Annotated in this window: 18 protein-coding genes; 7 read left to right on the top strand and 11 right to left on the bottom strand. The window is 39.0% G+C overall.

The window, feature by feature from the left end:
- Nucleotides 1-430: 430 nt before the first annotated feature.
- From KYS23_RS10820 to KYS23_RS10805, 4 genes are all read left to right on the top strand, one after another.
- A complete protein-coding gene (locus tag KYS23_RS10820; RefSeq protein ID WP_218418616.1) occupies nucleotides 431-2,323 on the top strand; it encodes an acyltransferase family protein in 1,893 nt (630 codons plus the stop codon).
- A 355-nt stretch (nucleotides 2,324-2,678) separates the two neighbouring features.
- A complete protein-coding gene (locus tag KYS23_RS20695; RefSeq protein ID WP_246604345.1) occupies nucleotides 2,679-3,059 on the top strand; it encodes a serine O-acetyltransferase in 381 nt (126 codons plus the stop codon).
- A gap of 618 nt (nucleotides 3,060-3,677) precedes the next feature.
- Nucleotides 3,678-5,609: an acyltransferase family protein gene (locus tag KYS23_RS10810; protein WP_218418610.1), complete on the top strand. Its 1,932-nt coding sequence runs from the start codon at nucleotides 3,678-3,680 to the stop codon at nucleotides 5,607-5,609.
- 109 nt (nucleotides 5,610-5,718) lie between these two features.
- The gene (locus tag KYS23_RS10805) at nucleotides 5,719-6,573 is read left to right on the top strand and encodes a glycosyltransferase family 2 protein (protein WP_218418609.1); all 855 of its coding nucleotides are present in this window, start codon (nucleotides 5,719-5,721) and stop codon (nucleotides 6,571-6,573) included.
- Nucleotides 6,574-6,650: 77 nt separating this feature from the next.
- On the opposite strand, the gene KYS23_RS10800 is transcribed toward KYS23_RS10805, so the two are convergent.
- Complete coding sequence (locus KYS23_RS10800) at nucleotides 6,651-7,748, bottom strand: glycosyltransferase (RefSeq protein WP_218418608.1); 1,098 nt, start codon at nucleotides 7,746-7,748, stop codon at nucleotides 6,651-6,653.
- 286 nt (nucleotides 7,749-8,034) lie between these two features.
- Here KYS23_RS10800 and KYS23_RS10795 point away from each other — a divergent pair, with 286 nt between their 5' ends.
- Nucleotides 8,035-10,584 (top strand): right-handed parallel beta-helix repeat-containing protein, encoded by a 2,550-nt coding sequence (locus tag KYS23_RS10795; RefSeq protein ID WP_218418606.1) that lies wholly within the window; start codon nucleotides 8,035-8,037, stop codon nucleotides 10,582-10,584.
- Nucleotides 10,585-10,632: 48 nt separating this feature from the next.
- Here KYS23_RS10795 and KYS23_RS10790 read toward each other — a convergent pair whose 3' ends face one another.
- The 10 genes from KYS23_RS10790 to KYS23_RS10745 all read right to left on the bottom strand — a co-directional run bounded on the left by KYS23_RS10790 (nucleotide 10,633) and on the right by KYS23_RS10745 (nucleotide 22,128).
- Nucleotides 10,633-11,751, bottom strand: coding sequence for a sulfotransferase family protein (locus tag KYS23_RS10790; protein ID WP_218418604.1), 1,119 nt, complete (start codon nucleotides 11,749-11,751; stop codon nucleotides 10,633-10,635).
- A 149-nt stretch (nucleotides 11,752-11,900) separates the two neighbouring features.
- On the bottom strand, nucleotides 11,901-13,307 hold the full coding sequence (locus KYS23_RS10785; RefSeq protein WP_218418602.1) for a mannose-1-phosphate guanylyltransferase/mannose-6-phosphate isomerase: 1,407 nt from the start codon (nucleotides 13,305-13,307) through the stop codon (nucleotides 11,901-11,903).
- 170 nt (nucleotides 13,308-13,477) lie between these two features.
- A complete protein-coding gene (locus KYS23_RS10780; RefSeq protein ID WP_218418601.1) occupies nucleotides 13,478-13,978 on the bottom strand; it encodes an acyltransferase in 501 nt (166 codons plus the stop codon).
- 149 nt (nucleotides 13,979-14,127) lie between these two features.
- Nucleotides 14,128-14,784 (bottom strand): PEP-CTERM sorting domain-containing protein, encoded by a 657-nt coding sequence (locus KYS23_RS10775; RefSeq protein ID WP_218418599.1) that lies wholly within the window; start codon nucleotides 14,782-14,784, stop codon nucleotides 14,128-14,130.
- A gap of 233 nt (nucleotides 14,785-15,017) precedes the next feature.
- Nucleotides 15,018-16,478 carry an oligosaccharide flippase family protein gene (locus KYS23_RS10770; protein ID WP_218418597.1) on the bottom strand — a complete coding sequence of 487 codons (1,461 nt, stop codon included), beginning with the start codon at nucleotides 16,476-16,478 and terminating at the stop codon, nucleotides 15,018-15,020.
- Nucleotides 16,479-16,570: 92 nt separating this feature from the next.
- Entirely contained in the window at nucleotides 16,571-17,491 is a 921-nt protein-coding gene (locus KYS23_RS10765; RefSeq protein ID WP_218418595.1) for a glycosyltransferase family 2 protein, read from the bottom strand.
- 14 nt (nucleotides 17,492-17,505) lie between these two features.
- Nucleotides 17,506-18,507 (bottom strand): glycosyltransferase family protein, encoded by a 1,002-nt coding sequence (locus tag KYS23_RS10760; RefSeq protein ID WP_218418594.1) that lies wholly within the window; start codon nucleotides 18,505-18,507, stop codon nucleotides 17,506-17,508.
- A gap of 59 nt (nucleotides 18,508-18,566) precedes the next feature.
- A complete protein-coding gene (locus tag KYS23_RS10755) occupies nucleotides 18,567-19,658 on the bottom strand; it encodes a glycosyltransferase family 4 protein (RefSeq protein WP_218418592.1) in 1,092 nt (363 codons plus the stop codon).
- 4 nt (nucleotides 19,659-19,662) lie between these two features.
- Entirely contained in the window at nucleotides 19,663-20,985 is a 1,323-nt protein-coding gene (locus KYS23_RS10750; RefSeq protein WP_218418590.1) for an O-antigen ligase family protein, read from the bottom strand.
- Nucleotides 20,986-20,991: 6 nt separating this feature from the next.
- Nucleotides 20,992-22,128, bottom strand: coding sequence for a glycosyltransferase (locus KYS23_RS10745; protein WP_218418582.1), 1,137 nt, complete (start codon nucleotides 22,126-22,128; stop codon nucleotides 20,992-20,994).
- A gap of 442 nt (nucleotides 22,129-22,570) precedes the next feature.
- On the opposite strand from KYS23_RS10745, the gene KYS23_RS10740 reads away from it, so the two are divergent.
- On the top strand, nucleotides 22,571-23,269 hold the full coding sequence (locus KYS23_RS10740) for a transglutaminase-like cysteine peptidase (RefSeq protein WP_159531011.1): 699 nt from the start codon (nucleotides 22,571-22,573) through the stop codon (nucleotides 23,267-23,269).
- Nucleotides 23,266-25,209, top strand: coding sequence for a bifunctional diguanylate cyclase/phosphodiesterase (locus tag KYS23_RS10735; RefSeq protein ID WP_159531013.1), 1,944 nt, complete (start codon nucleotides 23,266-23,268; stop codon nucleotides 25,207-25,209). Before KYS23_RS10740 ends, KYS23_RS10735 begins: the two co-directional genes overlap by 4 nt.
- Nucleotides 25,210-25,227: the final 18 nt, after the last annotated feature.

Genomic DNA, 25,227 nt, shown 5'->3' with positions numbered 1-25,227 from the left:
CCTGCAATAGGCTAAATATAGTGCGTTAAAGTGTGGCTTGCCTGAATAAAGGCGACAGTTTACACGACTGATAGACATAACCGCTACCCTATATGGCTGATATTGGCAGATTTTTGTACCAAGCTAGAATAAAAGTTGCCGAATGCGGTGTTACTTAGGTGGCAAACAAGACTTTAGGTAGTTTTTAGATTGGGTAAATAAACCATAGAACAAATTTCATACAAGGCTTATTATTAAAACGCAGTATCGTTAAGCAGTGCTAATTCCTACCCAAGCCTTAACTCACATCGCGTAAAAAGGAGCTTTTATGCATTTCAATTTCACATTTATTCAAGTACATGAGTCAAAGACGCTGGTCTTCATGTTAGGATTAATGATTAGCTTAATTTAATAGAAGCGCGGAATATTATTTAACGGTGTAGGTAAGAACTTGAATTTTAGAAAAGATATAAATGGCTTAAGAGCAGTTGCAGTAGTTGCCGTAGTACTATTTCACTTTAACGCGTCTTGGATGCCCGGCGGCTTCGCAGGCGTAGACGTTTTCTTTGTGATATCTGGCTTTTTAATGACTGGTATCATTTTCAAAGGATTAGAAAATAATAAGTTCTCGCTCCTGCAATTTTATATAGCCCGCGCCAACCGAATAATACCCGCTTTAGCACTGCTTTGTTTTGTACTGCTTCTTTGTGGATGGTTGGTCTTATTACCCTACGAGTATGAAAAGCTCGCCAAGCATGTGACAGGTAGCATTGGCTTTATTTCGAATATCTTGTATTGGAAAGAGTCCGGTTACTTTGATGTCTCGTCTCACGAAAAATGGTTGTTACACACTTGGTCTTTGTCCGTTGAGTGGCAATTTTACATCATCTACCCAGCCTTGCTATTAATTTTAAGTAAATTCATAAGCTTAGCGAACATTAGAAGAAGTCTGTTGCTGCTTACGTTGATAGGCTTTATCACATGTATTTTCGTTACCTATAGCTCACCACGCACTTCCTATTTTCTTTTACATACTAGGGCGTGGGAAATGATGCTAGGTGGGCTGGCATTTTTATATCCGGTAACATTGAGTAAAACACAAAGTCGACTAATTGAGATTCTAGGTATTGCTTTAGTCATTTACGCCTACGTATTCTTTACTGAAAAAACGCCTTGGCCGGGCTTTTATGCGCTAGTACCAGTAATGGGTACGTACCTTGTATTGTTATCACAACGTGGAAATAGCATAGTTACTAGCAATATTGTTTCACAGAAACTCGGAGCGTGGTCGTATTCAATATACTTGTGGCACTGGCCATTAGTAGTGGCGATTTATTATTTTTCGTTACCTGAAAGCTTTACCTTTATTTTGCTTGGGTTGTCTGTGTTTTTAGGCTTTTTGAGCCACAGATATGTTGAAAAAGTAAACTTCACTAGAACATTCCCCACTACTCTTTCATATCTCAAGGCCAAGCCTATTTGGATGGCGATGGTGTTAGGGTTATCAGGTTCATTTATCTATTTCAAAGAAGGGTTTATAAATTTAGCACCTAAAGATTACCGCTATGTAACTGAAAATGCTAAACCCAGTCCTTATAGAGATAAATGCCACTTACATCAATATGCTTCCCCTGAAAGCGCATGTGCGTATTTTCATGAAGATAACGTTCAATGGGCAACCTTAGCCGACAGTCATTCTATAGAGATTGCCTATGCATTAGCGACTAAACTGAAGAAAGATAATATTGGACTTAAACACTTTAGTTTTTCAGGTTGTGTTCCTTCGTACTCTGAAACCGACAGTTTTAGCCCCTGCGCCAGATGGTATAACGAAACCGTTAACTACATATTAAATGACACTAAAATTCAGAACGTTGTTTTTATACACCGGTACTCTAGCCAATTAGTTGGCGGCTCAGCACTGGCTTACCCTGAAAAAAGTAACGGCGAAATAACGGCAGATACAAAAAGAAAAACTAATAACATCGATACAGTGATACTGGCTCTGGCTGCGAGCAAAAGCAATGTGTATGTGTTTTATCCGGTTCCAGAACTACCAATAGATATAAACAAACTTATTGGGGAAAACTACCGCAATAACTTACCATTTCAAAATATTGTAGGGACGACTAGAGATTGGTATGAAACAAGAAATGAGTACATTATTAAACACTTCGATAACGCTAATTATCCTTCAAACGTGAAGCTAATAAAGCCTCAAGAGGCATTGTGCGATTCGATTTCTTGTTTCGCAATAAAGGATAATGTACCTCTGTATTTTGATGATGACCATCCGTCAGTTCTAGGCGCTGAAAAATTAGTAACGATGATGTTCCCCGAATAACTCTGGTTTTAAAAGAGCATCCGCTATAACTAGCTCACCTGAAATTCTAAGCAAGGTAGTTTTGTTAAATAAACCATTCCCGAAAATCAAGGAATTAAAGGTGAATAGACTGAAAAGAACTAGTTTATAATCTTCATAATAATTACAAAGCTGTCGTAAAACAATCACGAAGCCTAAACACAGGGAACGTTAACAATGCTAAAGTCAAAGAGAGATTATCTACATTAATTGGAACAGGATCGTTTGGCTTTGGGTGTCACACCCGGCCTAAAAAAGACTAACCCACGATATCTGGCATTTTCAAAAAGTGTTGCGAAAACTAGAGTATAGAAAAAACACATCAACGAACTTTATTATGAAAGCTTACGCCTTATTTCTACAATTAAGAGTTAGAAAACTTGGGCGTCAATTAGGTTTTTCAATACCCGTAAATGTTTTCGGCCCAGGCTTATCTATTGCACATGCAGGTACTATTGTAGTTAATGGTAGATGTAAAATTGGAGCCAATTGCCGCATTCACGTGTGTATTAATATCGGAGGTGGGCTGTCTAAGAAAGCAACCCCACCCGTTATTGGTAACGACTGTTATATTGGGCCTGGCGCAAAAATTTATGGAGATATAACAATTGGAAATAATGTTGCTATTGGAGCAAATGCAGTAGTTAACAAGTCATGCGGCGACAATCTAACCCTAGGAGGATTCCCGCCAAAGTTATTTCAGATAAAGGGCCTATAGACATACTAAAGAAACCTAGAACTAATGTATCGTTCAGCGTTGACAGTTAAAAAGCACCGAGCCTGTATCAGCTCCTATATTTAGTGTTTAAGCAATGAACATTGGAGTCGCTTATCGAGTACTCGCAATCGCTCACAACGATATTTGCGTAACTAAACGCGAAAGAAAAACGCCTTGAACACCCGTAATTATAATGAAATAGCTAAAGTGGATAATAAATTTAGCGCAACATTAGCAAGCGAAAATATACCATGTGCCGTGTCTAACAACACAGCATTACGGTACAAAAGGGTATGCCAATCCAATTTGATTACGGATACCTGATTTTAAAGGGAGCAAAGTAGAAACTCTCTCAAGCCATTGAATATATTGCAATATTAACAAACCCCATTGATAAAAACCGCCAAATTAGCATGTGACTTAATAAACGCTTTATGACCAAAGTCACATGCTGTACCTCCCCATACTATTTTTTCTATCAAAGTATGAATCGTCTTAATATTTTTTATATGTTTCATATGTAAAGTTATGAACTGCCTGAAGGTTAAAACGTACATAATTGTTTAGCTACCAACATCTACCTGCGATACAGGTTTTTTGTTGCATGGAAGCAAACTTATGAGCAAATCCTTCATTCCGGAAATTCAAGGTCTTCGAACACTAGCTGCGCTGCTAGTGGCTGTCTATCACATCTGGTTCAATAGTGTTTCAGGTGGTGTAGATATTTTCTTCGTTGTTTCCGCGTACTTTATTGCCCACTCTTTAAATAAATATGAAGTATTAAGTTGGAGAGAAGTATCGTCTTACTACAGTAAAACACTTCGTCGAATATTACCGTCTGCGCTAATTGTCTTTTGTTGCACCTGTATAATTATATCAATCGCCATTCCATTTGTTAGCTACAAAATGGAAATTAAAAATGCCTTTTCAACCTTCTTCTTTGTTGAAAACTGGTATCTCGCTGCTAGCGGTTCTGACTATCTTCGCCAAGGTGAAAGCAAAAGCCTTTTTCAACAGTTTTGGGCGTTGTCTGTTCAATTCCAGCTTTACCTCTGTATTCCCGTCGTATATTTATTTGCTAAGAAATTAGAATCTTCGCTTAGCATTGAAAACTTTACTATTAAAGTCTTGTTAGCTATCTTCGCATGCTCTTTTACCTTTTCACTTTATCTCACTTATTCAGCCCCGACCGAGGCCTACTTCAATACGTTTATTAGAGCTTGGGAGTTTATTGCTGGCTTATTGCTTTATCACTTAGGTGGAAATATAAAAATAAGTAAACCTAATGCTACCGGTTTGAACGCTGCTGCGGTGCTTACAGTTATAAGTTTCGGTTTTTATTGGGGTAAAAACTACGCGTTGCCAGGGGCTATTGCTTTAATTCCCGTACTTTCTGCATCGATTATCATCATAACCAGTAAATCGCTGTATTATTCAATTTTAAAATGGCGAATGTTGGCAGCTTTAGGTGATTACAGCTTTGCGTTCTATCTATGGCATTGGCCTATTTATCTATTGGTATTTCAATATTTAAATATCGATTTGAATCATCATCTTCTTGGTATATCTGTAATTCTTTCAAGCGCCATTTTGGCTTTCGTTTGTACTAAATACATAGAGGTACCACTTAGAAGGAGTAATATTTTAGTACATAGCGATAGAAAAACTTACCTGTATTCATTCACAAGTATGACGGTTTCAAGCATCCTTCTTGTTTGTCTATTTTTACTGTTCAAGTTTTATGAAACTCCATCACTAAAAGCCTTAAACGCTTTTTACTCTGAAAAGATAGTTCAACCACTATCTAGCCAAGAACTTTTCCCGCACGGTACTGTTATTAAACAAGATATGAGGGCAAGCTATTTCAATGACTGTGAACAGAACATGCAAAACGCTAGCATTGTGGAATGTGAATACGGTAATAAAGATAGTGACTTTGCTATAGCTTTAGTTGGAGGTTCACATGCGGCGCAGTGGCTATCCCCTCTAAGAGAAATTGCTGTAGAGCAAGGGTTCAAGGTTCATTTGATAGTTAAAAGTGGCTGCAGCTTAACGCGGTCAAGTGATCAATTTTACCATCCTTCCAAAAGCTGCCTTGCTTGGAATAAAAATCTAGAAACGCGGCTTAGTGAATTTAAGCCAGATGTAATTATGACTACGGTTACTAGGAACGGCCCAACAGGCGAACGTATACCAACGGGGTATTTAGAGAGTTGGCTGTATTTAAATAGAGCTCTACCTAACACAAACATTGTCGGAATTCGCGATAACCCTTGGTTTAAATTCGATCCGCCTCTATGCCTTGAAATTAGCAAACCGAAAGACTGCTCAATTTCACGCTCAGCCTTCTACAATGATGACAAGGTATTACCCGTTTTATCGAAGCATTTAGATGGGGTGTTAGATTTTTCACGGCAATTCTGCCCTGATGGAGAATGTAATACCGTTCTGGCAAACGGGTTAGTTAAATTCAAAGATAAACACCACTTAACCAAATCGTACGCATTAGTTTTAAAGCCTAAGCTTGCAGAGGCGATTGATAGAATGTGATCTGTACAGGCATCCGTACGTCAAAAGCATTAGCCAAAGGTATACTAAATATGCCACTATAAATACAATGAATGGAACGCCCCTAGTACTGAAATAAATGGATCAATACATGCCTAAAACGGTTACTGTTATTATTACCACCCACAATAGGCCCGACTACCTGAAAGAGTCGTTAGCAGCCGTACTAAAACAAACTGTTTTACCCAAAGAAGTATTCGTTATAGACGATGGTTCATCGGTAAGTTACGAAGAAGTATTAAATCTTTTTCCCCGTGAACAGTTTGAATATGTGAAGGTTCCTGTAGCATCGGGGGCTAATGCGGCCAGAAATTTAGGGATATCGAAATCCACTTCAGATATCATCGCTTTTTTAGATGACGATGACGTTTGGGATGAAAATTATTTAGAACAGCATATCAAGGTTCATGATGATGGCGCAGATGCTGTTACTTGTGGCTATCGTTTTTTAGAAACACCTGAAAAAATTCATATTAATCCCACTCAAGTTATTACCACTGATGTTATCAAGAAAGGTAATAAATTTTGCGGCATGAGCGGGGTAACTTGTAACACTACCCTAGCCAAAAAGCTGATGTTCGATGAGGAATTGAAGAATAGTCAAGATTGGGATTTCTTTGTTCGAATAACTTTAGAAAATGCAGAGTTTCGAAATATAGCTAAAGATATTTATTTTTACCGTAGAGGCCACAATAGTATTTCAACCGAAGTAGCTAATATGCCCCTTGAAAAAGTATTCCCCCGACTGAAAGCGTTTAAAAAGCATAAAGCATTGCTTGGAAAAGAAGCTTACAACGATAGAGTCGCTAACCAGATACTTAGCCAAATTGGCAAAAAGAAAAATAAATTTCGTTGGATAGCGCTCTCTGTTCAAGAAGCGGGCTTAACCGCAACAACTAAAGTTATTTTAGGGAAAGATAGATTACGCAAAAAGTTTGGAAAATAGACAATACGTTTTACGCTAATTCAGCTGATGGGGTTGGGGTTAATATTCTCAACCCCGCATCCCAAATTTTTCACTAACTACAAACTATTTATTACTTTCGCGTACTGTTCAGCAACACTTTCCCAACTATAGTCTGCCGCTTGTTCGATTGGTTTGTTATCCCAATCTGTAGAAAGCGTGGCCGCTAAAGCCGCAGCATATTGTTCAATATTAGTAACGTCACATACATTACCGGCTTTACCAACCAAAGTTCTTCTCATAGCATCATCGGTAGCAACAACAGGCAAACCACTTGCCATCGCTTCTAAATAAACGCGCCCGAAAGGCTCATCTTCAGAAGGTAAAGTAAATGCATCAACCGCGCGATATACGTTAGGAATATCCGCAAAGTCTACTTTAACTATCTTATAGCGGCTTGCTCCGAGCTTAACCTCACATAACGACGTAAAGTAAGCGACATCCGGTCCATCACCACAAATAAGCAGGGCAACATCATTTAACTTGCTTACCGCTTCAATCGCTAAATGTATTCTTTTGTGGTTTTGTTTATTTAAAGCACCAACAGTTAATACTACCTTTCCAGAAAGCCCGTGATTAAATCGCTCGCCCTCTGGACTAAATAGTGAAAGGTTTACCCCGTTAGGTATAATCTCAACACGCTGGTTTGGCGCTATCTGCTTTACGTATTTTTTAGTGTCTTCATTAAAAACTACTAAACAATCGGGTTTAAATTTAAGGTTTCTTCTTAATACCTTTCCGTTAGACACCATACCAGCACGTTCAGTATACAAAATAGGCGTTTTAAAAAGCTTACGAACTACGGCTGCTACTGCTAGGCCACCATAATCATTGTTCGGATAAATAACATCTGCGCGTTTAAACAGTAAATAGGGTGTATATGTAAGGAAACTAGTAATCGACTCTATAAGTAGTGAGGGGTTAGATACAAAGCGAGTTAACAGCCAATCCATTGTTTTATTACGTTGAAGCTTTTTAACTTTTCCTCGCGGGATGCAGGGTATAACAACGCTGTGCTCGCTGCATTTTGAAGAACTAATTAAACGAACATCAAAAAATGTAGCTAAGTGCTCGGCCATTTCGTAAGCGCTAAGTTGAGAGCCCCCACTTGATGAGAAGCCAGCTTCCGGATGAATTACCGCTACTTTTTTCTTCATATCACTTCCATATATACTTTCATCCAATCACGCCCTGCCCTTTAGAAGCGTAGAAATATGTGAGTAGAATACACTAGTCTAATATCAATTAAAGTGTTTCTATTAAAATGAAACCATAGAAAATTGAAAAATAACAAAAACTTAACAAGCTAGACATATCCACAAGAGTTAGAACTATTTGTGTAAATAAAACCAAGCTAGCTTGCTGTGAGTATACAATACAACTACCCTTCACATATGTACCAAAAATGCATTGCATTTACTCGCTCTTCTACAGGGTTTCACTATGAATCGTTTTTTCTTCATCAATATAAACACTAAACTTATTCTTCTAGCTATTTTTACTCTCTTTCTGTTTTCATGTGCAAGCCCAGCACTTAAAAAGGGTGACTACAGCCAAGCTAATCAACCCGGCTCAGTACTTCAGCTTTATCTATCAGACAATGTGAAAGCTCCTGCGTCTATACAAGCCAAGCTTAAAGCTTACAAAGGCTCTTCAAACGTAAAAAAAAGGGTTAAGGTATACACAAATGAGATTGAAACCTTATACCTTTCAGGTGTTTTAGAGTTAGGATTACCTCAGAAAAAGTCGCCCCCTATGCCTGATATGACTAACTTGTCGATAGATGAAGCTACAGCGCTTTTTGCGCTGTTTCCTATCGATACAGCGAAGTGGATGAATTTGATGTCAAAGCATTCTAACCTAAACAATAATCAGATTTATGAGGCGGCAATTACCGCAGGTTTAGATCCCTCAGTAGTATTCCTAGCGTCGGCCTCTGGATTTTCAGATAGCGTTACGCCGTTAATAAATTCTATTGGTTTAGTATTTTATGGCCAAAATGAATACAGTACCACCAGTGTGCAATTTAAACTTGCCAGCGATACTGAATGGGAAAAAGGTTTAGACCTAACTTGGGAGCCTATTTACGGCGCATTTGCCGGTAGTATTGTTTACCTAGAAGCTGATGCCGTTTATGACATTCATGTCACTATTTCTGATTCAAAGGGCAATGCTGAAGAGTACTCATTCCAGCAAAAAACTCAACCCAATACCCCACCGATAGACCCTAACAAAATCTATTACCTTTCTGAAATATATAGCGGTGGGCAATTAGATTTAGAAGCGCTAAACATTGAAGGTAGTAAAGACGGTTACGCCAAAATCATTGGTGATGGGCAAGTAATACAAGCAGATGATCAAGTGCTTTCTGCCGTAAATATTGGTTCGCAAGCATACATAATGTTAGAAAACCTGACTATTCGAGGCGGGCAGAGATACGGTATTTTCGCTAAAAAAACACACCACATTTGGATAAAAGGGTGTGATGTAGCTGAATATGGCCGTGTAGCTGTAGACATGCGAAACAACATAGCGTATTCCAGCACTACGAATAATTCCCCAATAAATTATGACTCAGGTATTTATTTGGAAAGAAGTGGCGTTGCAGTTATTGAGGAATGCGAAGTTCATAGACCTAATTTAGGCGCTAATAGCTGGGTGTACGGCCACCCCAAAGGCCCTAATGCGTTACAGGTTTGGGCATATCATCCCGAAGAGCAATATCGTGGGCAAATGATTGTTCGTAATAATCGTTTTTATGGCACACAAGAGCATAGATTTAACGACGTAATTGAAGGTAGAAAAAACTTCGAACGCACAGGCGGATTTGTTCGGGATTCTGCTATTTACGGCAACTACTTAGCATATGCTAATGATGACCTAATTGAGATAGACGGTGGTCAGCAGAACGTTCTTGTTTACGACAATGAGATGACTCAAGGCTATGCCGGAATTAGTATTGCCCCTAACACGCTAGGCCCAAGCTATATTTTTCATAACCACATTTATGATTTAGGGGACGAGACAGGTAAAGAATGGACAGCGATTAAGGCTGGAGGCTTAATCGCTAAGCCAGCAGGCAGAACCTATGTATACGAAAACTTTATTGATGTTGAACGAAATGGTATTGCGGCTTCAGGAGTAAATGGTGATACAACATTTTGGGTAACCACCCAAAACAATGCTTTCTTAACACAGAAAACTGGCTATTCGGTAGGTTACTGTATATTCGACAAAGAAAAATATATTGGTAGTTCTAGTACTAATGATATTTGCTACAACAGAAATACAATGGATGCCAGATATGAATTCAACTTGGATAATGTTACTGAGCACCCCTACTCCGATGACCTTTCTTATATAGAAGAGCTTAAAGCTAGCGATGACAAGTTACTGGCTATATCATCAGAATTCATTATACCAAACATTTCAATACTTGGTGAGGAAGGAAACTTCCTATCACCAAATAGCCCTACACTCGATTCAGAAACGTACTGGATTTTAAATGCTTATGAACATGAGCACAGCGCATTTAGCAATCAACTTAAATATGGTGCTACTACCATTGAAGATGATAACACTGTGGTTCTAACAGGGAATAATTGGACCAAGTTTGAAGTGAATTTAGAGATAACTTCAGATACTGTACTTGAGTTTGAGTTAGATATGAAAGGGAGCCCTGAAATCGTTGGCATTGGTTTTGAAACAGATAATTCAGTTACGAAATCACGGTTAGCCCAGTTCGGCGGCGACCAACCTTGGGGAATTGATGCGGTTAAATACCTTGATGATTCTAGCTCTAAAATCGTTTTCCCTATAGGTGAGCACATTACAGGTTCAGCAAAATTCCTTGTTCTAACCCTAGATAATGATGCTGTTGATAAATGGAAAAATAGAGATGAGGCTACATTTAAAAACATTAAACTTATACAAAAAGCTTCTCGTGCTGATGGGGACGAAAAATCTATGGTTCGACTGATCAACTTTCACTAGTAATCATCCCCCTAGAGCAGCGTTAAGGGGGAATGTTTTCTGGGCTTCCTATTTCAAATAATCACCCAGAAGCTTTGAGAAGGCTAATTTCTGTCCCACAAAAATAATTTTCTTTTTCTTAAAGAGTTTTAATTTAAGGGCTTTACGAATAATAGCCAATTTATATCCTCGTTCTACATAGAATAAAGATACATTTACTTGTTCATTGGAAAGACAAATTTTATGCTTATTAATCACTGCGGCAAAGTCATCTAAACCTACGAAATCTTGTTTCCTGACACGTATCAGCTGGGCCTTTTGAGTAAGGTTATTAACAGGCTGCTTATAGGAATAAAAACTTAAACACGCTGACATAATAGACTCAATTTGGGTTAATACAGGCGGTGGTACACGTTTCTTCCATAATGCCAAGTGTTTTGTATCGATAGCTTGATGAACATCTTTTTTCCAAGGCTCTGCTTCAGTAGTAACATCCCCCGCACTTTTCCTTTCTAGAATACTAGGTGAATATTTTTCACCAAGGAAACTAAACACTTTCTTTAATTCTATTTCTGTATTTAGAATCAAACGCTCATATGAAACAATATGGCAATTTTTTTCATTCTTAAACCCACTGTAGGTATTGGATAGCCAACTTTCTACGAGAAGTGCGTTTGCGATTGTCGATTTAGGCGCCCAAGGTAACTTAGCTATAGATGCTGCACTGTCTCGGGGATCTCGATGAATTAAAATAATTTTTGCGGATGGATATTGGGTTTTGATATCATCTAAATGGTTAATATGATTTGGGGTTTTTTCTAACCAGCGTTTTGATGAGGAATTGTCACTGGCTGGCAACACAATTGACTCAAGCATGGCACCTAAACTAGGCTTTCGGGAAGATAAGAAAGATAAAATATCTTCTCTACTTTTCTGATATAGATCTAAAACATTCACATTTGACAATTTGAGGCTACTGCTCATCAAGTCATAAGCCAATTCAGGCCAATTATCTTCTTCTAGCGCCGCTCCAAGCGCGCCTGCGTCTTCTCCAATTTTATTAAAGAACTGGGTTTCTGGACCAGACATAATGTCTTGGTGTGACACTAAATAAGATGTTAAAAGTGTAGTGCCCGACCTGGGCACTCCTACTATGAATATTGGTTCAACACTGGTTGTTTCTGACATTTCCGTACCCGCTTATACACTTCCATAATTCGAAAGCAAAGTGATAAAATATTATTACCTTAAACCTTAAATTTGGCCTAAAAGTACATTATCAGAAAATTCCCTTCTAAATAGACTTAGAAGTATTCTAACGCACGGGAAAGATAGAATTACTTAGCGACTCTCCCATACCTATCTGAAAAACGAACGATATCATCTTCCCCTAAATACGCCCCGGACTGTACTTCGATAAGTTCCAGAGGAATCTTCCCAGGGTTTTCTAATGCATGAACTGAGCCAATAGGGATGTATACCGATTCGTTTTCCGCAACCAGTGTTGTCTTATCGTCAATGGTAACATTTGCCGTGCCCGATACGACAATCCAGTGTTCAGCGCGATGATGATGCATTTGAACAGATAGTTTTTCACCCGGCTTTACTGTTATACGTTTCACTTGGAAACGCGAACCGCTATCTATCGAATCATAACTCCCCCACGGCCGATAAACTTCTCTATGAAACTGGTATTCGGGCCGCTTCTCAGCTTTCAGCTTATTAACAACATTTTTAATACTTTGTGCATCATCTTTGTGTGCGACCATTACAGCATCTTTCGTTTCGACAACAATTACGTCATCTAACCCTATAACCGCCACCAAACGTTGTTCAGCATTTATATAGCTGTTAGTTGTATTTTCAATAATGGTATCACCAACAGACGCATTACCTTTTTCATCCTTGTTACTCGCTTCCCATAGTGATGTCCAACTCCCAACATCCGACCAACCAGCATTAAGAGAAACCATTGCCGCTGCGTCAGTTTTTTCCATAACGGCGTAATCAATAGAGTCGTCCTTACATTGGGAAAAAATTTCCGAATCTACTCTTATGAAGTCTAAATCATGTGTTTCTGTATCGATTGCCCTCCTACATACATCAAGAATGTCAGGATTGTACTTTTCCAGTTCTTCTATATAGCGGCTTGCTTTAAACATAAACATTCCGCTATTCCAATAATATTTGCCAGTAGCAACATACCTTTCTGCAATTTCCCGCGTGGGCTTCTCAACAAACTCCTCCACTCTATAACCGCCTAAATCTTCTAAACCTGCCTTTATATAGCCGTAGCCTGTATGAGGGGAATCGGGCTCTATACCGAACGTTACAAGCTTACCAGCGTCTGCGAGTTGTTGTGCATTTTGGATAGCTAAGTGGAACGCTTTTTCATTTTGAATTAAGTGATCGGCTGCAAGAATCAATAATGTAGGGTCTTCTCCATCTAATGTTGCATGAAGCGCTGCAAGCGCTATCGCTGGAGCGGTGTTCCTACCCACTGGCTCAAGCAATATACCGCTATGTTTAACATTTTTTTGACGTAACTGCTCTGCGACTAAAAAACGATGAGATTCATTGCAGATAAAAATGGGGGCTTCTGCTTTAGTTCCTTGCAGCCGAGTAACCGTGTCTTGAAGCATAGTACTCTCAGAAGTTAACGATAAAAACTGTTTCGGAAGAGCCGCTCGAGATTTTGGCCACAAACGACTACCTGAACCGCCGGCTAGTACTACTGGTTTCATAGATTATCCTTAAAAGTTTTATTTCGAATAAAGTTAAAGCTCTGTTTTGACCACCCATTGAGCCTAGAATTAAATGTAAAAATTAAATTTCCAAATACTTGACCAATTTTATTACTGGTTGGGACAATATTCGAAAGGAAAGTAATGCATTGTTCAGCTTAAAAATTCTCTTAAGAGCAGTTCTTTATAAACTTAGCTGGTACTCCCCCGACAACCGTATTACTAGCTACGCTCCTTGTTACAACCGCTCCAGACGCAACTACTGCGCCCTTTCCAATTGTGACTCCTTGCGTGATTATACAGCCAGCACCAATCCACACTTCATCTTCTACAACGATTGGCTTACTCGACCCACCACGTCCTTTATTTTTTTCGTAAACTAGACCATGACTGACTGTCTCAAACATAACCCTTGGACCTATTTGTACCCTTGAACCAATTATTACTTTCTCACTCGGAACGCCGAAACGAACTTCCGAATTAATGAATGTACCAGAACCAATTTCTATATTTCTCACGCCACCTAATGGCCGAACAGTAAAAGGCCCCCATAGATTACATTTCCCGTGAATTTTCATTCCAGCGTATCGGAGAAACTTGTAGCGAATTTTATCACTCAACTTAATTCTAGGAAGGTTATTAGCAATAGTTAGAAAAATTAATTCTCTCATAAGTTTTCCAAAAAATATTTGTCTATCAGTGGGGTTACTATGACAAGCGATACCCAAGGGTATTAGTAAGAGCTACTATTTTCAATACGAGTATAAACAAAAAAAAAGCCAGCTTTAAAAGCTGACTTTTTCAAAGTCTGATTTATTTTTTAGAAGAACTTTCTTTTACTCAATGCTATGCAAGAAAGCGAAAGCATCAATATCAACAAAGATGATGGTGCAGGAACTGAAATAGGAGCTCCTGGAGTTGCAGATGCTGTTGAACTAACGTTGAAATCAGTTAACGCGCCCGAGGCCGCTACACTAGCCGTACCACTTGCATCAAATGATAGAAAGTTATAACCAGTTACACCTGAAAAGTTGTTAAAAACAACATCTATTGCCCAAGACTCAGTAACGAAATCGGAAAAAACTAAGCCATCAGTTTTACCGGCAGCATAACCAAAACTTACGTTAGTTCCAACAATTGGGTCTCTGCCACCTGGATCATCAACGAACACAACACTACCTTCAGAACTTATCAGATCAAAATTCAAAGAACCTGCATCGCCACCAGGACCACTGAAAATCATGAATAACCCCAAAGCATTGCTATCATCGGTTACGAAAAACGCAACAAGCTCATTTGCAATCTCATAGCCAGTGTTCGCACTCCAATCGGTAAAATTGTAGAAAGATTCAAAAGAAGTGTTGATTGATAATGCATCAACTTCTGTCCCATCTACGCTAATAATAGCTGCTTTTGCTTGAAAAGCTGAGCTCACTAAAAACATCACTAGCAAAGCCTGAAAAATCTTAGCTTTCATACAACACTCCATCATACAACGTTAAATTTTCTTAAGTTCAGGGTACATCCCCAAATCTTAAACATACAAAGCAAATAACAAGCCAACAATAAAAAACACCTTCACATCAAACCCTTAATAAAGATTTAAGTTTGTAAAACACCTACCCTGTAAAATTTTTTGACATTATTTTTTCCACAAGAATAGCTTATACAAACCGACCTAACGCGCACGTAAATATCTTACCGTATTAACTACGCCATTGTTTTGTTTTTCAAAAACATTTCTCTAATCTCATTAATCTGAACCAACGTTGTTCTATAGAAAAAGCTGAATGCAATTGCAGGGTAAGATAAAGCACCTATACTAATGAGCAATATTAGTATTAAAAAATCACTTTCTAAATAACCAGAAATGTAATATTTCCCAAGCATTACACATCCAAACATTCCTAATGCACTTAAACTAGGTGGAAAAATTGATTTTAGAAGATGTGAAATGTTCATATTAATATGTTTCAAGACAATTTTATAGCGAACTGGGAGCATTAAGAAGTTCATGGCGACCAATCCAACTAACATAATGTCTAAGCCGAACCAAATCGTTGTAGCCGCAACGAAGAAATTACTAACCACATTTAGCAATGTCAGCTTGAACGCTTCACGTGTGAGAGCTTTAGAAATTAGTAAATTCGGTAAAAACCACGCGAGCACTGAAGGAAATACTGTAAACGCAGATATAGTCATGAATATCGCGCTAGGTTCAAACTTCTCCCCAAATGCAACCACGACAAACGGATCTGCAATTGCTGCTAACCCCATAAATATAGGGAATACAATTGCTGCTGTTATTGTCACTAATTTAATATATAGCTCGCCTATATTTGCACTTTCCTTAGCTCTAGAGAAGCTAGGGACAACCATTGAGTTTATTGAACTCATGGTTACTTCGTTAATGACCAGCTCTCCTTTTTTTGCTGCTGCTAGCAAGGCAAAGCTCGCTGGTCCTAATACTAAACCTGTAAATATATTGCTCGCTTTTCGGTGAATGAAGTTTAAAACCGTCATCCATAAAAGTGGCAGGCAAAACGTTATTAGTTCTTTACTATACTTTTTGTCAAAATGAAAACGGGGTCTGAATTTTGAAGCATATGTCAGTAAACCAAATTGTAAGACAGCATTTACTAATTTGCCTATCACTAAAGACCATAACCCGTAGCCGGATTCAGCTAAAATAACAATAACAATTGCTGAGCAAACAGTGGCTACAAACTTCGCTACACCCATTTGTTTATTTTTAAATTCTCTTAACAACTTACCTGTAACGACGACTTGCATACTCATTATCAATGTTATGGGTGCTAAGCTCGCCACTACGTATGCGGCGACTTCAGAATATGAGTAATGGGCTATGGGTGCCCCAATCAACACTAATGCGCTAGCTACGACAATGCCCATACCAAATACAAACGACATAGTGCTAGCGGCGTAGTCATCACACCATGTTTTCCTTTGAACCAAGTTTTGGTTAACCCCTGCGTTAACTAGACTGTTTGCAAACTCTATAAACAAAAAACAAAAACCTACTAGACCAAACTCTTCTAATGTCAGAATACGCGCTAGATAAGCGTAGACGATAAAGTCAATCACATTTATGCCCGTTCGGGTGATAGACATCCACAAACTGCCTTTTGTGGCCTGTTTTTTTAACGACATTGAATAGTTACTCTACTGTATAAATTACTGAATATTGAACCGTAGCGAATGCATCAGGTGCTATTTAAAACTTAAAGTATTATATAAGTGAATTATGCCCTATTTGCTTTCTTACCGAATATAAGTCTCGTAAACTCGACAATACTCGTTGTGAAAATAACAATTAGTAATCCTACAAGTTTTATGCGTCGCATTATAGTTAACCTGTTATTTAACATTACTTTTTTACTGCGGCCTAAAAGCATCTTTAACAAACGCCAGCAAAAGCCGATTTTCGCTGTAAAATTACTATATGAAAGATGAGAGTCCCATGTTCCACCAATTATGCGCTTTCTTTTAATTACTAGCTCTTCTTTATTCCTTGAAGGATGTGTCACTAGTGCGCTATCCGCGAATATAACCTGGCCCCCATCGTCTACTACTCTGGTACTTAACTCTACATCTCCGCCCGATTTTAATTGTTCGTTAAACCCTTTATGCTTTTCTAACAGAGCCATTGAGCAAAAAAAGTTTGCTGTTATGCATTTACCATTTCTGGCATTTTCATCTTGCTTCATTGAAAACAGGTTTTCGAAGTCTATAGCACTCTGCTCTGTAAATTTACTCGGGTCGGGGAAAAACTCCATCTTGCCAGCGATTATAGTATCACCCGAAAATTGCAGAATTTCACTATATAGGTATTTCAACCAGTGTTTTGACACAATACAATCAGAGTCAGTGAATGCAGCATACTCGCCTTTAGCTAAGGTCAACCCATGGTTTCTAGCAGCGTACGATCCAGGAACTAAACATTGAGTAACCTCTAGGCTAAATGAGGCTATTGGTTTTAATTGTTTAAGTAATTCGTAAGTTCCATCTGTGGAACCATTATCAATGACAATGACCTCGAACTTAGGAGATAACTCTTGTTTAACTAAAGATTCAATACACGCTTCAATTCGATTAATATCATTGTAAACAGGGATAAGCACACTAATTACAGGATCGTGCAAATCGTTAGAATGTAAGCTCACTTATAACTCCTACCTTAGCGATTAGCATGCATGGTCAATACTTTTCCCCACGCTTCTATTATTTTATATTCACCATAGTGATTCAAAGCTTCATGCATAATTTCATCTCTTTTAAAGCAAATTTGGTTCAAATAACTACTCGATATTTGGTCAGGATCATAAATAGAAACAAACGAATGAACGTCTGACTTAAAGCAACCGAATCGGCTTTCATTCGTTAGAATATTGCAACCTTCGCCAATAGCGTGATAGAAGGAGCCAGAGCTTATCATTGTAGAATCAGCATGGGGTAGAAGCACGAACTTAGAATTAGCTAAAGTATCATTTAACTCCTTATCAGATAAAAACCTGTTATCCCAATCAACAGTTAAATTACGTTTTTCAATTTTCTCATTAATAAATGCCTCGTATTTTTGATCACTACATTTACCAGCAATTTTTAACGGGATATCGGATGGCCACGTGTCCAATACTTTATGCAGATTTTTGTAGCGCTTTACTGCACCAAAAAAAACAACAGTGTTAGGTCTACTTTCTTCGCTAACCTTAGAGACAGCTATATCACTTTTAAGCTGGGTATCTTCTTTATATAGCGGATGAACTAATGAAGGTTCAGAATAGTAACTCTCTAATGGAGTCGGCTTTATACCTACGGCATTAAATAATCCACATAAAAATTTATATCTAAAATTGGTTTTAGTGCCGTTGTGAGGTTTAAAGTTATGACGTACCCACACCACCTTTCTAGCGAAAACTCTAGAAAAGATAATTAAAGCTACCATTTTAAAAAAATATTGAAAAACCGTTCGGTATGTTCGTCCATAAACTCGGTCCTCCACCCAATTTAGAACGACGATGGCATCTTTTTTCATCCGCAACAAGTCGTACACGAATGCCTTATCTACTTGTTCAACAGAATAACCAATTTTTCTTATCGCACACCTGTTCAAATCTAAAAATTCGTTTTGACTTCTAGAAGGGTATAAATATACCTTTCCAAATTCTTGATTTACCATAGGACATCCTGTAACCGTGAAATTGGTATGTTACGCAATTAGATTAATGACTTAAGCTTTCAGGCGTTTTGTATATAGCTATACGTAGATGCTGCAATTTGATCCCAATTGAATTCAAAAAGAAATTTCTCTCGATTAATTTCAAGGTCAAGTAAATCAACATTCAATAGTTTTTCCGACAATGAAGTAACATCACCCACCTTGAAGTAGCCGTCCGCTGGCGCTTCAATATCCAGATTAGGGGCAATATCACTTAATATAACGTTTGTACCTGCACTTATTGCTTCAAGCGCAACTATCGGTAGACCTTCATGGTAAGAGGGTAGAACAAAGACACGCGCATGCTTATATAACGCTTGCAACTCCTCCCCACCACGTCTGCCTGCAAATACAATACTGCTATTTTGTTGCTCTAGCAGAGCCTTGGAATATTCATCTTGATGATCTGCACTTCCAACAATCACTAGCTTCAAATCACTACCTGACTGTATATAAGCGCTAACTAAGTCGTGAAAACCTTTTTCTGGAACTAATCTACCAACGGTTAAAATATACTCTTTTGAAATTAAGTTTAACTCTTCTGGAAGAAAATCAGATGATATATTTCCAGTAAAAGATGGCAACATGCCATTAGGAACGTAATGGATTTTATTAGAATAATCTGGAAACTCTCTTTGCAGCCTCTCTGTCAGGCTCTTACCCACCACAAAGATATTATTTGAAAATTTAATTCCTAAACGTTCTCCTGTTTTCAAGATCAACTTAGCAAAACCACTCCATTTTTGTCGATCGTAATCAGCACCATGATGAGTTACCACGACTTTCATTCCAAGTAATCGCGCCAATGGCGTGAACAATGCTGGACCAATAGCATGAAGATGGATGATATCTGGATGCACAAAAACTCTAGCATAAATAATGGCAAAGAACGTATGCATAAAAGTTTCTAAAAACTTATGTTTTAACGTCCAGACACTTCTAATTTCGACGCCTTCATAAACATATCGTTTTTGTTCTACATAAGGCGAACGTGCTATTACTGTTACCGATGCACCACTCTTTACCATGCGAGGATACAATTGTTGGCAATGGGACTCTATGCCCCCCATCACATCTGGAATACCTCTAAGTCCTATTGCGCATATTTTCATATAATTAATTAACTTCCATACTAGTTTTATGCTCTTTACTAACTTCTTTCGACATCTTTTGAACATTAGGGTTAGCAAAAACAGTACTTAACGCTAGCGCAAAAAATATCAAGCCTTCAATATTCCACAGCGGCATCGTAGCCATATTCATTGTCATAAAGCCAATCAATGAGAATGCTAAAATTTTACTTAAGGGTTTGTTTGAAAGGTTGAAAGACGCTGTCAGAATATATGCCATCAACCCAATAAACGATATAAAACCCAAGTAGCCATACTCGTAAACGTATGAAACGTATGTATTATGAGCATACAAATCGAATTTGTGTTTCCAAGAATCTGGCCCAAAGCCGAAAATTTGGTGCAGTAAATCGGCGTTGGTAAACGCGTTAATATATTGACTCCAGATGTATACCCGCGCTGACATAATGTCCTGTTCTGCATCGCTAAAATACATTGGCGCTTTAAATATGAGGTCAAGATTTCCAACTAATAACCCCACATCGGCAAAACGCTCTTGCATTGAGAGCGAAAGAACAAAAAATAATATGGCAAGAACCATAGTAACAATGGTTAAAACAGGAGCTTTCTGGGATGGCTTTAGACGCTGTTCGACTAAGGTGAAATAAAAAATCGCAGCTATTGGTAAAATAGTCAAAATTGCCGTTCTATAATTCACCAAAACCAAAAGCACCACAGCTACTGTAAATAAAGTGGTTCTAAAACTAATCGCGTTTCTATTTACCAAACCTAGAACAAATATGAACGACACTATTATCATAGAAAACGCAGCTTCGTGGTTATATCCACCTATATAACTAGTGGAGCCATCGGCCTCCGTGGCTTTAGCCTCCCCTAACACTATCGATAAAACTTGCAAAGTAACTGGCATAACAAAAGCAACCAGCAACTTTTTAAACGTTTCATTCTGCCCTTGGCTTCGGATAGATAGAAACAACGCCCCCGCTAACACCAAGAAATAACACCATTTTACCAATACATTAATGGTGCCGGGTATTTGCATATTCACAAAGCCGCTTACTGCAATGGCAGTAAAAAATATATAAAAAGGAAACAGTTTTTTTAAGGTAAAAACAGCGGAAGGAATAAGCAGTAAGCCCAACCCTGCTACGCCTATACTTCCCAAGGCGTTGATTGAAAAGCCAGCTACTAGTGGCGGGTAGGTAATAGTATGAAATGCAGATAAAAAGTAACGTAACCATATTGCGCAAATGGCAAAGGCTAAATACTTATTACAGTTACCGGTAATGGTTCTATACACCATTATTAGGCTAACAACCCCTACCAGTAGTTTGATTGCTTCAAACATAATTAGTTAGTCATCTTTTTCTAGAATGGCACTTACGCGCTTGTGAAAAGCGGCATAAGAAAACTGCTGCGCACACGCTTGGCTTTTTTCTACATAACGCGCTCTGTTAGCGCTACCTTTGAATAACACCAATGCATCAGCAACACCTTGGGCGTTATTTAACTCGCACAGTATGCCATTCTTTTCTTCGCTGGCACCAGAAACTTGGTACGGGTATTGTTCGGCAATAATTTCAGCTGGGCCCGACTCGCAATTTGTTGCAATTACCGGCTTGTTCAAACACATGGCTTCCACAATGGCATTGGGGAAACCTTCTGCATTACTGGTTGAAACAAAATATTCTGCCTTGGCCACATAGGGGTAAGGGTTTGGCTTAAAACCTAAAAAATGCACTCTATCTGCAATGCCAAGTGTTTTAGCTAGCGCTTTTAGCATGGCCTCTTCATCGCCCACGCCCAAAATAACTAAGTCTTCAACAATATCGGCTTTCGCATAAGCATTTAGTAACAGTGAAAAGTTTTTGTTTTTAACTAACCGCCCTACCCCAATAATGTATGGCGCTTTAGGAATGTCGGTTACCGCTTCACTTGCTAGTTCATGAAGCTGCGCAATATCGTAAGGGTTATATAATAAAGATACTTTAGGCTCTGGCACCGCATAGTTTTCAATTAAATCGGCTTTTACACCTTCAGACACAGCCACCACGTTATTGGCACGCTTGTACAAAAGCTTAACTAAAAAACGGCTAATTCCATCTTTTAAACCACCCGATAAATGGCTAGTAGTATTTACACGTTCGCTAATAATGGCGCAGTAACCTAACGATTTTGCTATCGCTATATTTAAGAAATTACTACGCGTTAAAAAACTAAAACAAACTTGAGGGTTTAAAGAAGCAAGCAAAGGCTTTAATTGTTGATAACCGGCTTTAAGGCTGCCATTACTGGTAAGTACTGTTTTGGTCACATAAGGGGGGCACTGCTGACTTTCTTCAAGCGTGTCTAGTAATACAAGGTGAACAGGTACGCCAGCGTCGGAAAAATACGTTTCCATTATAGCCAACAACTTTGCCATAACCCGTTCAGCACCACCGCCTTCAAGGGAATTAATGATAAACACCACGGGGCGGTTACTTTTCAGCATGAAACGTCATCTTCCTTGTCTTTAGACTAAATGCTAGTGCCAAGTTTAGCACAGCTCTATTTTGGTTTTGTAGTAAAATTACAACATTACGGCACCAGTAGGTTTGCTGAACCACCTGTAATACGTATATTGGTAATAATTTAGCTATGCGTGTTGCAAGCATCTTGCGTGCACGCTTATTTCTTACTATGTGCTTACGTTACTATTATGCACTTAACCGATATTGCGGTTATTCACTAAAACCATACATGAAACATGCCAAATGTGGGCATTAATGTATTTTCCTGCCTTACCTTGTTGAAATAACTTTTAACTTTTGTATAAGTTTGACACTATCAATTTACTGCCACATGTTTAATATACTATGAAGTGGTTAACGTTTTCTTACAGCTATTTATTCTAATAAATTCGTCTCATTATGGTGCATTAAGGCTCAACTGGCATGACAACCCGCTACGCGCGTAAAACTTACCGACGAACCTGTATTTTTGCCTTAACGGGGCTGTTTTTCGGTGTGGCATCTTTGGTTATCGCGCAGCAGAAAAACATATTCACTGAAGAGGTTTACAGCCGGGTTGAAGCCCTATTTGGTAAACGCGGTGCGTCCGATGTTGCAAAGTGGCGACAACTAGTAAGCAATATTGAGAACGACGATATTGATGAAAAACTTTATCAAGTGAATCGCTTTTTCAATCGATTCGACTTTGTAGATGACCTAAAGCACTGGCGACAGCCGGATTACTGGGCCACGCCAATCGAGTTTATTGCAACGGGCGCTGGCGACTGTGAAGATTATTCAATCGCCAAATACTTTTCGTTAATAGAACTTGGTATTCCAAAATCGCAGCTTCGGCTTATGTATGTAACCGCGTTAGAGTTAAACCAACCTCATATGGTGTTAGCCTATTACCCAAGCCCTACCTCTGTTCCTTTAGTGCTTGATAATATTAACCGTCGCATACTGCCAGCAAACCAACGGCGCGACCTTGCACCTGTTTATAGCTTCAACGGTGACGGTCTATGGGCTGCGAAGTCTATGGGAACAGGCAGAAAATTAAGAGGCAGCGGCCCCATGAAAATGTGGGACGACATGATAGATCGTTTAAACAGCGTAATGCTCGGAGATACACAAGAACAATGAAATTATCTACCCAACTAAGCGTTAGCTTGCTTATTTTTTTACTGGCCGTGTTCGCCGGTTCCTTTTTTATTAACGTAAAAATGACCAAAGAATACGTGAATGAACAACTTGCTACCCACGCACAAGACACTGCCACATCGCTAGGCTTAGCCATGGCGCCTTATTTGGCACAAGAAAATGGTCAGGCGGTGGCTGAAACCATGGTGAACGCCATATTCGACAGGGGCTACTACCAAACTATTTCGGTTAAAGACGCCAGCGGGAATACTCTTATTCTTCGGCAAAATCCGAATAAAATAGATACGGTACCTAAATGGTTTACCGAAGCTGTACACGTTACTCCACCGGTAAAAAGCACCGAGCTTAACGATGGTTGGACAATAGCAGGGCAACTTACCGTGCAAAGCCACCCAGGGCTTGCGAATGAAAAGCTATGGGATAGCATTACCCAAAGTGCATTAATGTTTTTTATTGCCTTTATTATTGCCTACTTGGTGCTGCTGGTTATTATTCGCCAAATTACAAAGCCCTTGGAAATTGTTACGCAAAAAATAGGCGATATTCAAAACCAAAAGTTTTCTGAAATTGACTACCAGCCTTTTACTAAAGAATTTTCTTTCATCACGCTAGCCGTTAATAAGTTGTCTAGAGCGGTAGAAAGCATGTTTAAAGAACTTACTGCACGGGCTGAACAATTTAAGGCCATTGCGTATGGCGATAGCCTAACGGGGCTTTCTAATAGAAATGCCTTTAATCGACACATGAATGCACTATTAAGTGGCGCTGCTACGGTAGAACAAGGTTACGTGGTGTTAATAAGGTTAACGCAGCTTGCACGGGTAAATAATTTGCTGGGCGGCGCTGAAGGCGATGAATATGTTAGTGCTGCGTCAAAAGTGTTGAAAGGTGCAATTAAACAATTCCCCGATAAAGTCACCTTGTTTAGGGTGTCGGGTTCCGACTTTGCTTTATTAATGGAAGCGGTATCGCAGCAAGAGTGCGAAAAACGACTAAAAAGTCTAGCCCAAGACATTAACCAAATAGACTTCCTTAAAGATGGCGATAAAACAGCGTGGATTGGCGCGGCTAAGTATTCCAGTGAAAATAGCTTTAGTGAAGTAATGGAAAAAGCAGATAGCGCCCTATTAGCCGCCACTAAGCTAGACAGAGGTTGGCAGTTTGCATCGGAGCTAACCTACATTCATAGCAATACCGAGTGGCGTGAAAGGCTGAACAACATTCTGTTACAACAGTATGCTGACATTTTAATACAGCCTATTTTTAGTACCGAAAATAATGCCCCCTGTTATTACGAAGGGTTCGCACGCTTTAAAGACGTTTCTACCAATACCGATATACCCATGTCTCAGTTAATTCCTGCTTCAGAGCGGCTGCACCTTATTCCCCAAGTAGATAGGCTAGTAACGTCGCTGGTAGTCAGTAAACTCATGTCCTCCCCTCATACGGTAGCGGTGAACGTTGCTACCGCATCAATAGCGAATGCCGACTTCTGTCAATGGCTTAAAGGTTATCTTCTTGAACACAAGTCGTTGTGCGATAGATTGGCGTTTGAAATTGAAGACTCCGCCATTATTTACTACCGGGAAGCTACCCTTAAATTTTGCGACATGGTGAAAAAAGCAGGGTGCACAATAACTATTGAACATTTTGGCGACAATCTTGCATCATTAAGTGGGTTAAGGGCCATTCAGCCCGATTTTGTAAAAATATCCGGCAAATTGACCAAAGATATACACGAAGACAAAGACAATCAGCTATTCGTTAGCAGCTTGGTAAGTATTGCTAATGGGTTAAACATTAAGGTTATTGCGGAATTGGTTGAAAGCGAACTTGAAAGCGGCGCGCTTAACAAGCTGCAGGTTGTTTATCAGCAAGGTTTTCACTTTGCAAAACCTACAGCTTGGCGGTTAGGTAACTAATTTTCCACTTAAAAAGCT

This window comes from Alteromonas lipotrueae, from assembly GCF_019249255.1.
GTDB lineage: Bacteria > Pseudomonadota > Gammaproteobacteria > Enterobacterales > Alteromonadaceae > Alteromonas > Alteromonas lipotrueae.
Note: the sequence above shows the minus strand (reverse complement) of the source record. Positions and strands in the feature narration are given on the sequence as shown.

Excerpts from the sequence above, each read along its gene's own strand:
- KYS23_RS10790 (WP_218418604.1), bottom strand. The coding sequence starts at position 11,751 with ATGTCAGAAACAACCAGTGTTGAACCAATATTCATAGTAGGAGTGCCC.
- KYS23_RS10745 (WP_218418582.1), bottom strand. The coding sequence starts at position 22,128 with ATGCTGAAAAGTAACCGCCCCGTGGTGTTTATCATTAATTCCCTTGAA.
- KYS23_RS10740 (WP_159531011.1), top strand. The coding sequence starts at position 22,571 with ATGACAACCCGCTACGCGCGTAAAACTTACCGACGAACCTGTATTTTT.
- KYS23_RS10770 (WP_218418597.1), bottom strand. The coding sequence starts at position 16,478 with ATGTCGTTAAAAAAACAGGCCACAAAAGGCAGTTTGTGGATGTCTATC.
- KYS23_RS10810 (WP_218418610.1), top strand. The coding sequence starts at position 3,678 with ATGAGCAAATCCTTCATTCCGGAAATTCAAGGTCTTCGAACACTAGCT.
- KYS23_RS10805 (WP_218418609.1), top strand. The coding sequence starts at position 5,719 with ATGCCTAAAACGGTTACTGTTATTATTACCACCCACAATAGGCCCGAC.
- KYS23_RS10755 (WP_218418592.1), bottom strand. The coding sequence starts at position 19,658 with ATGAAAATATGCGCAATAGGACTTAGAGGTATTCCAGATGTGATGGGG.
- KYS23_RS10775 (WP_218418599.1), bottom strand. The coding sequence starts at position 14,784 with ATGAAAGCTAAGATTTTTCAGGCTTTGCTAGTGATGTTTTTAGTGAGC.
- KYS23_RS10760 (WP_218418594.1), bottom strand. The coding sequence starts at position 18,507 with ATGGTAAATCAAGAATTTGGAAAGGTATATTTATACCCTTCTAGAAGT.
- KYS23_RS10750 (WP_218418590.1), bottom strand. The coding sequence starts at position 20,985 with ATGTTTGAAGCAATCAAACTACTGGTAGGGGTTGTTAGCCTAATAATG.
- KYS23_RS10735 (WP_159531013.1), top strand. The coding sequence starts at position 23,266 with ATGAAATTATCTACCCAACTAAGCGTTAGCTTGCTTATTTTTTTACTG.
- KYS23_RS20695 (WP_246604345.1), top strand. The coding sequence starts at position 2,679 with ATGAAAGCTTACGCCTTATTTCTACAATTAAGAGTTAGAAAACTTGGG.
- KYS23_RS10785 (WP_218418602.1), bottom strand. The coding sequence starts at position 13,307 with ATGAAACCAGTAGTACTAGCCGGCGGTTCAGGTAGTCGTTTGTGGCCA.
- KYS23_RS10795 (WP_218418606.1), top strand. The coding sequence starts at position 8,035 with ATGAATCGTTTTTTCTTCATCAATATAAACACTAAACTTATTCTTCTA.
- KYS23_RS10800 (WP_218418608.1), bottom strand. The coding sequence starts at position 7,748 with ATGAAGAAAAAAGTAGCGGTAATTCATCCGGAAGCTGGCTTCTCATCA.
- KYS23_RS10780 (WP_218418601.1), bottom strand. The coding sequence starts at position 13,978 with ATGAGAGAATTAATTTTTCTAACTATTGCTAATAACCTTCCTAGAATT.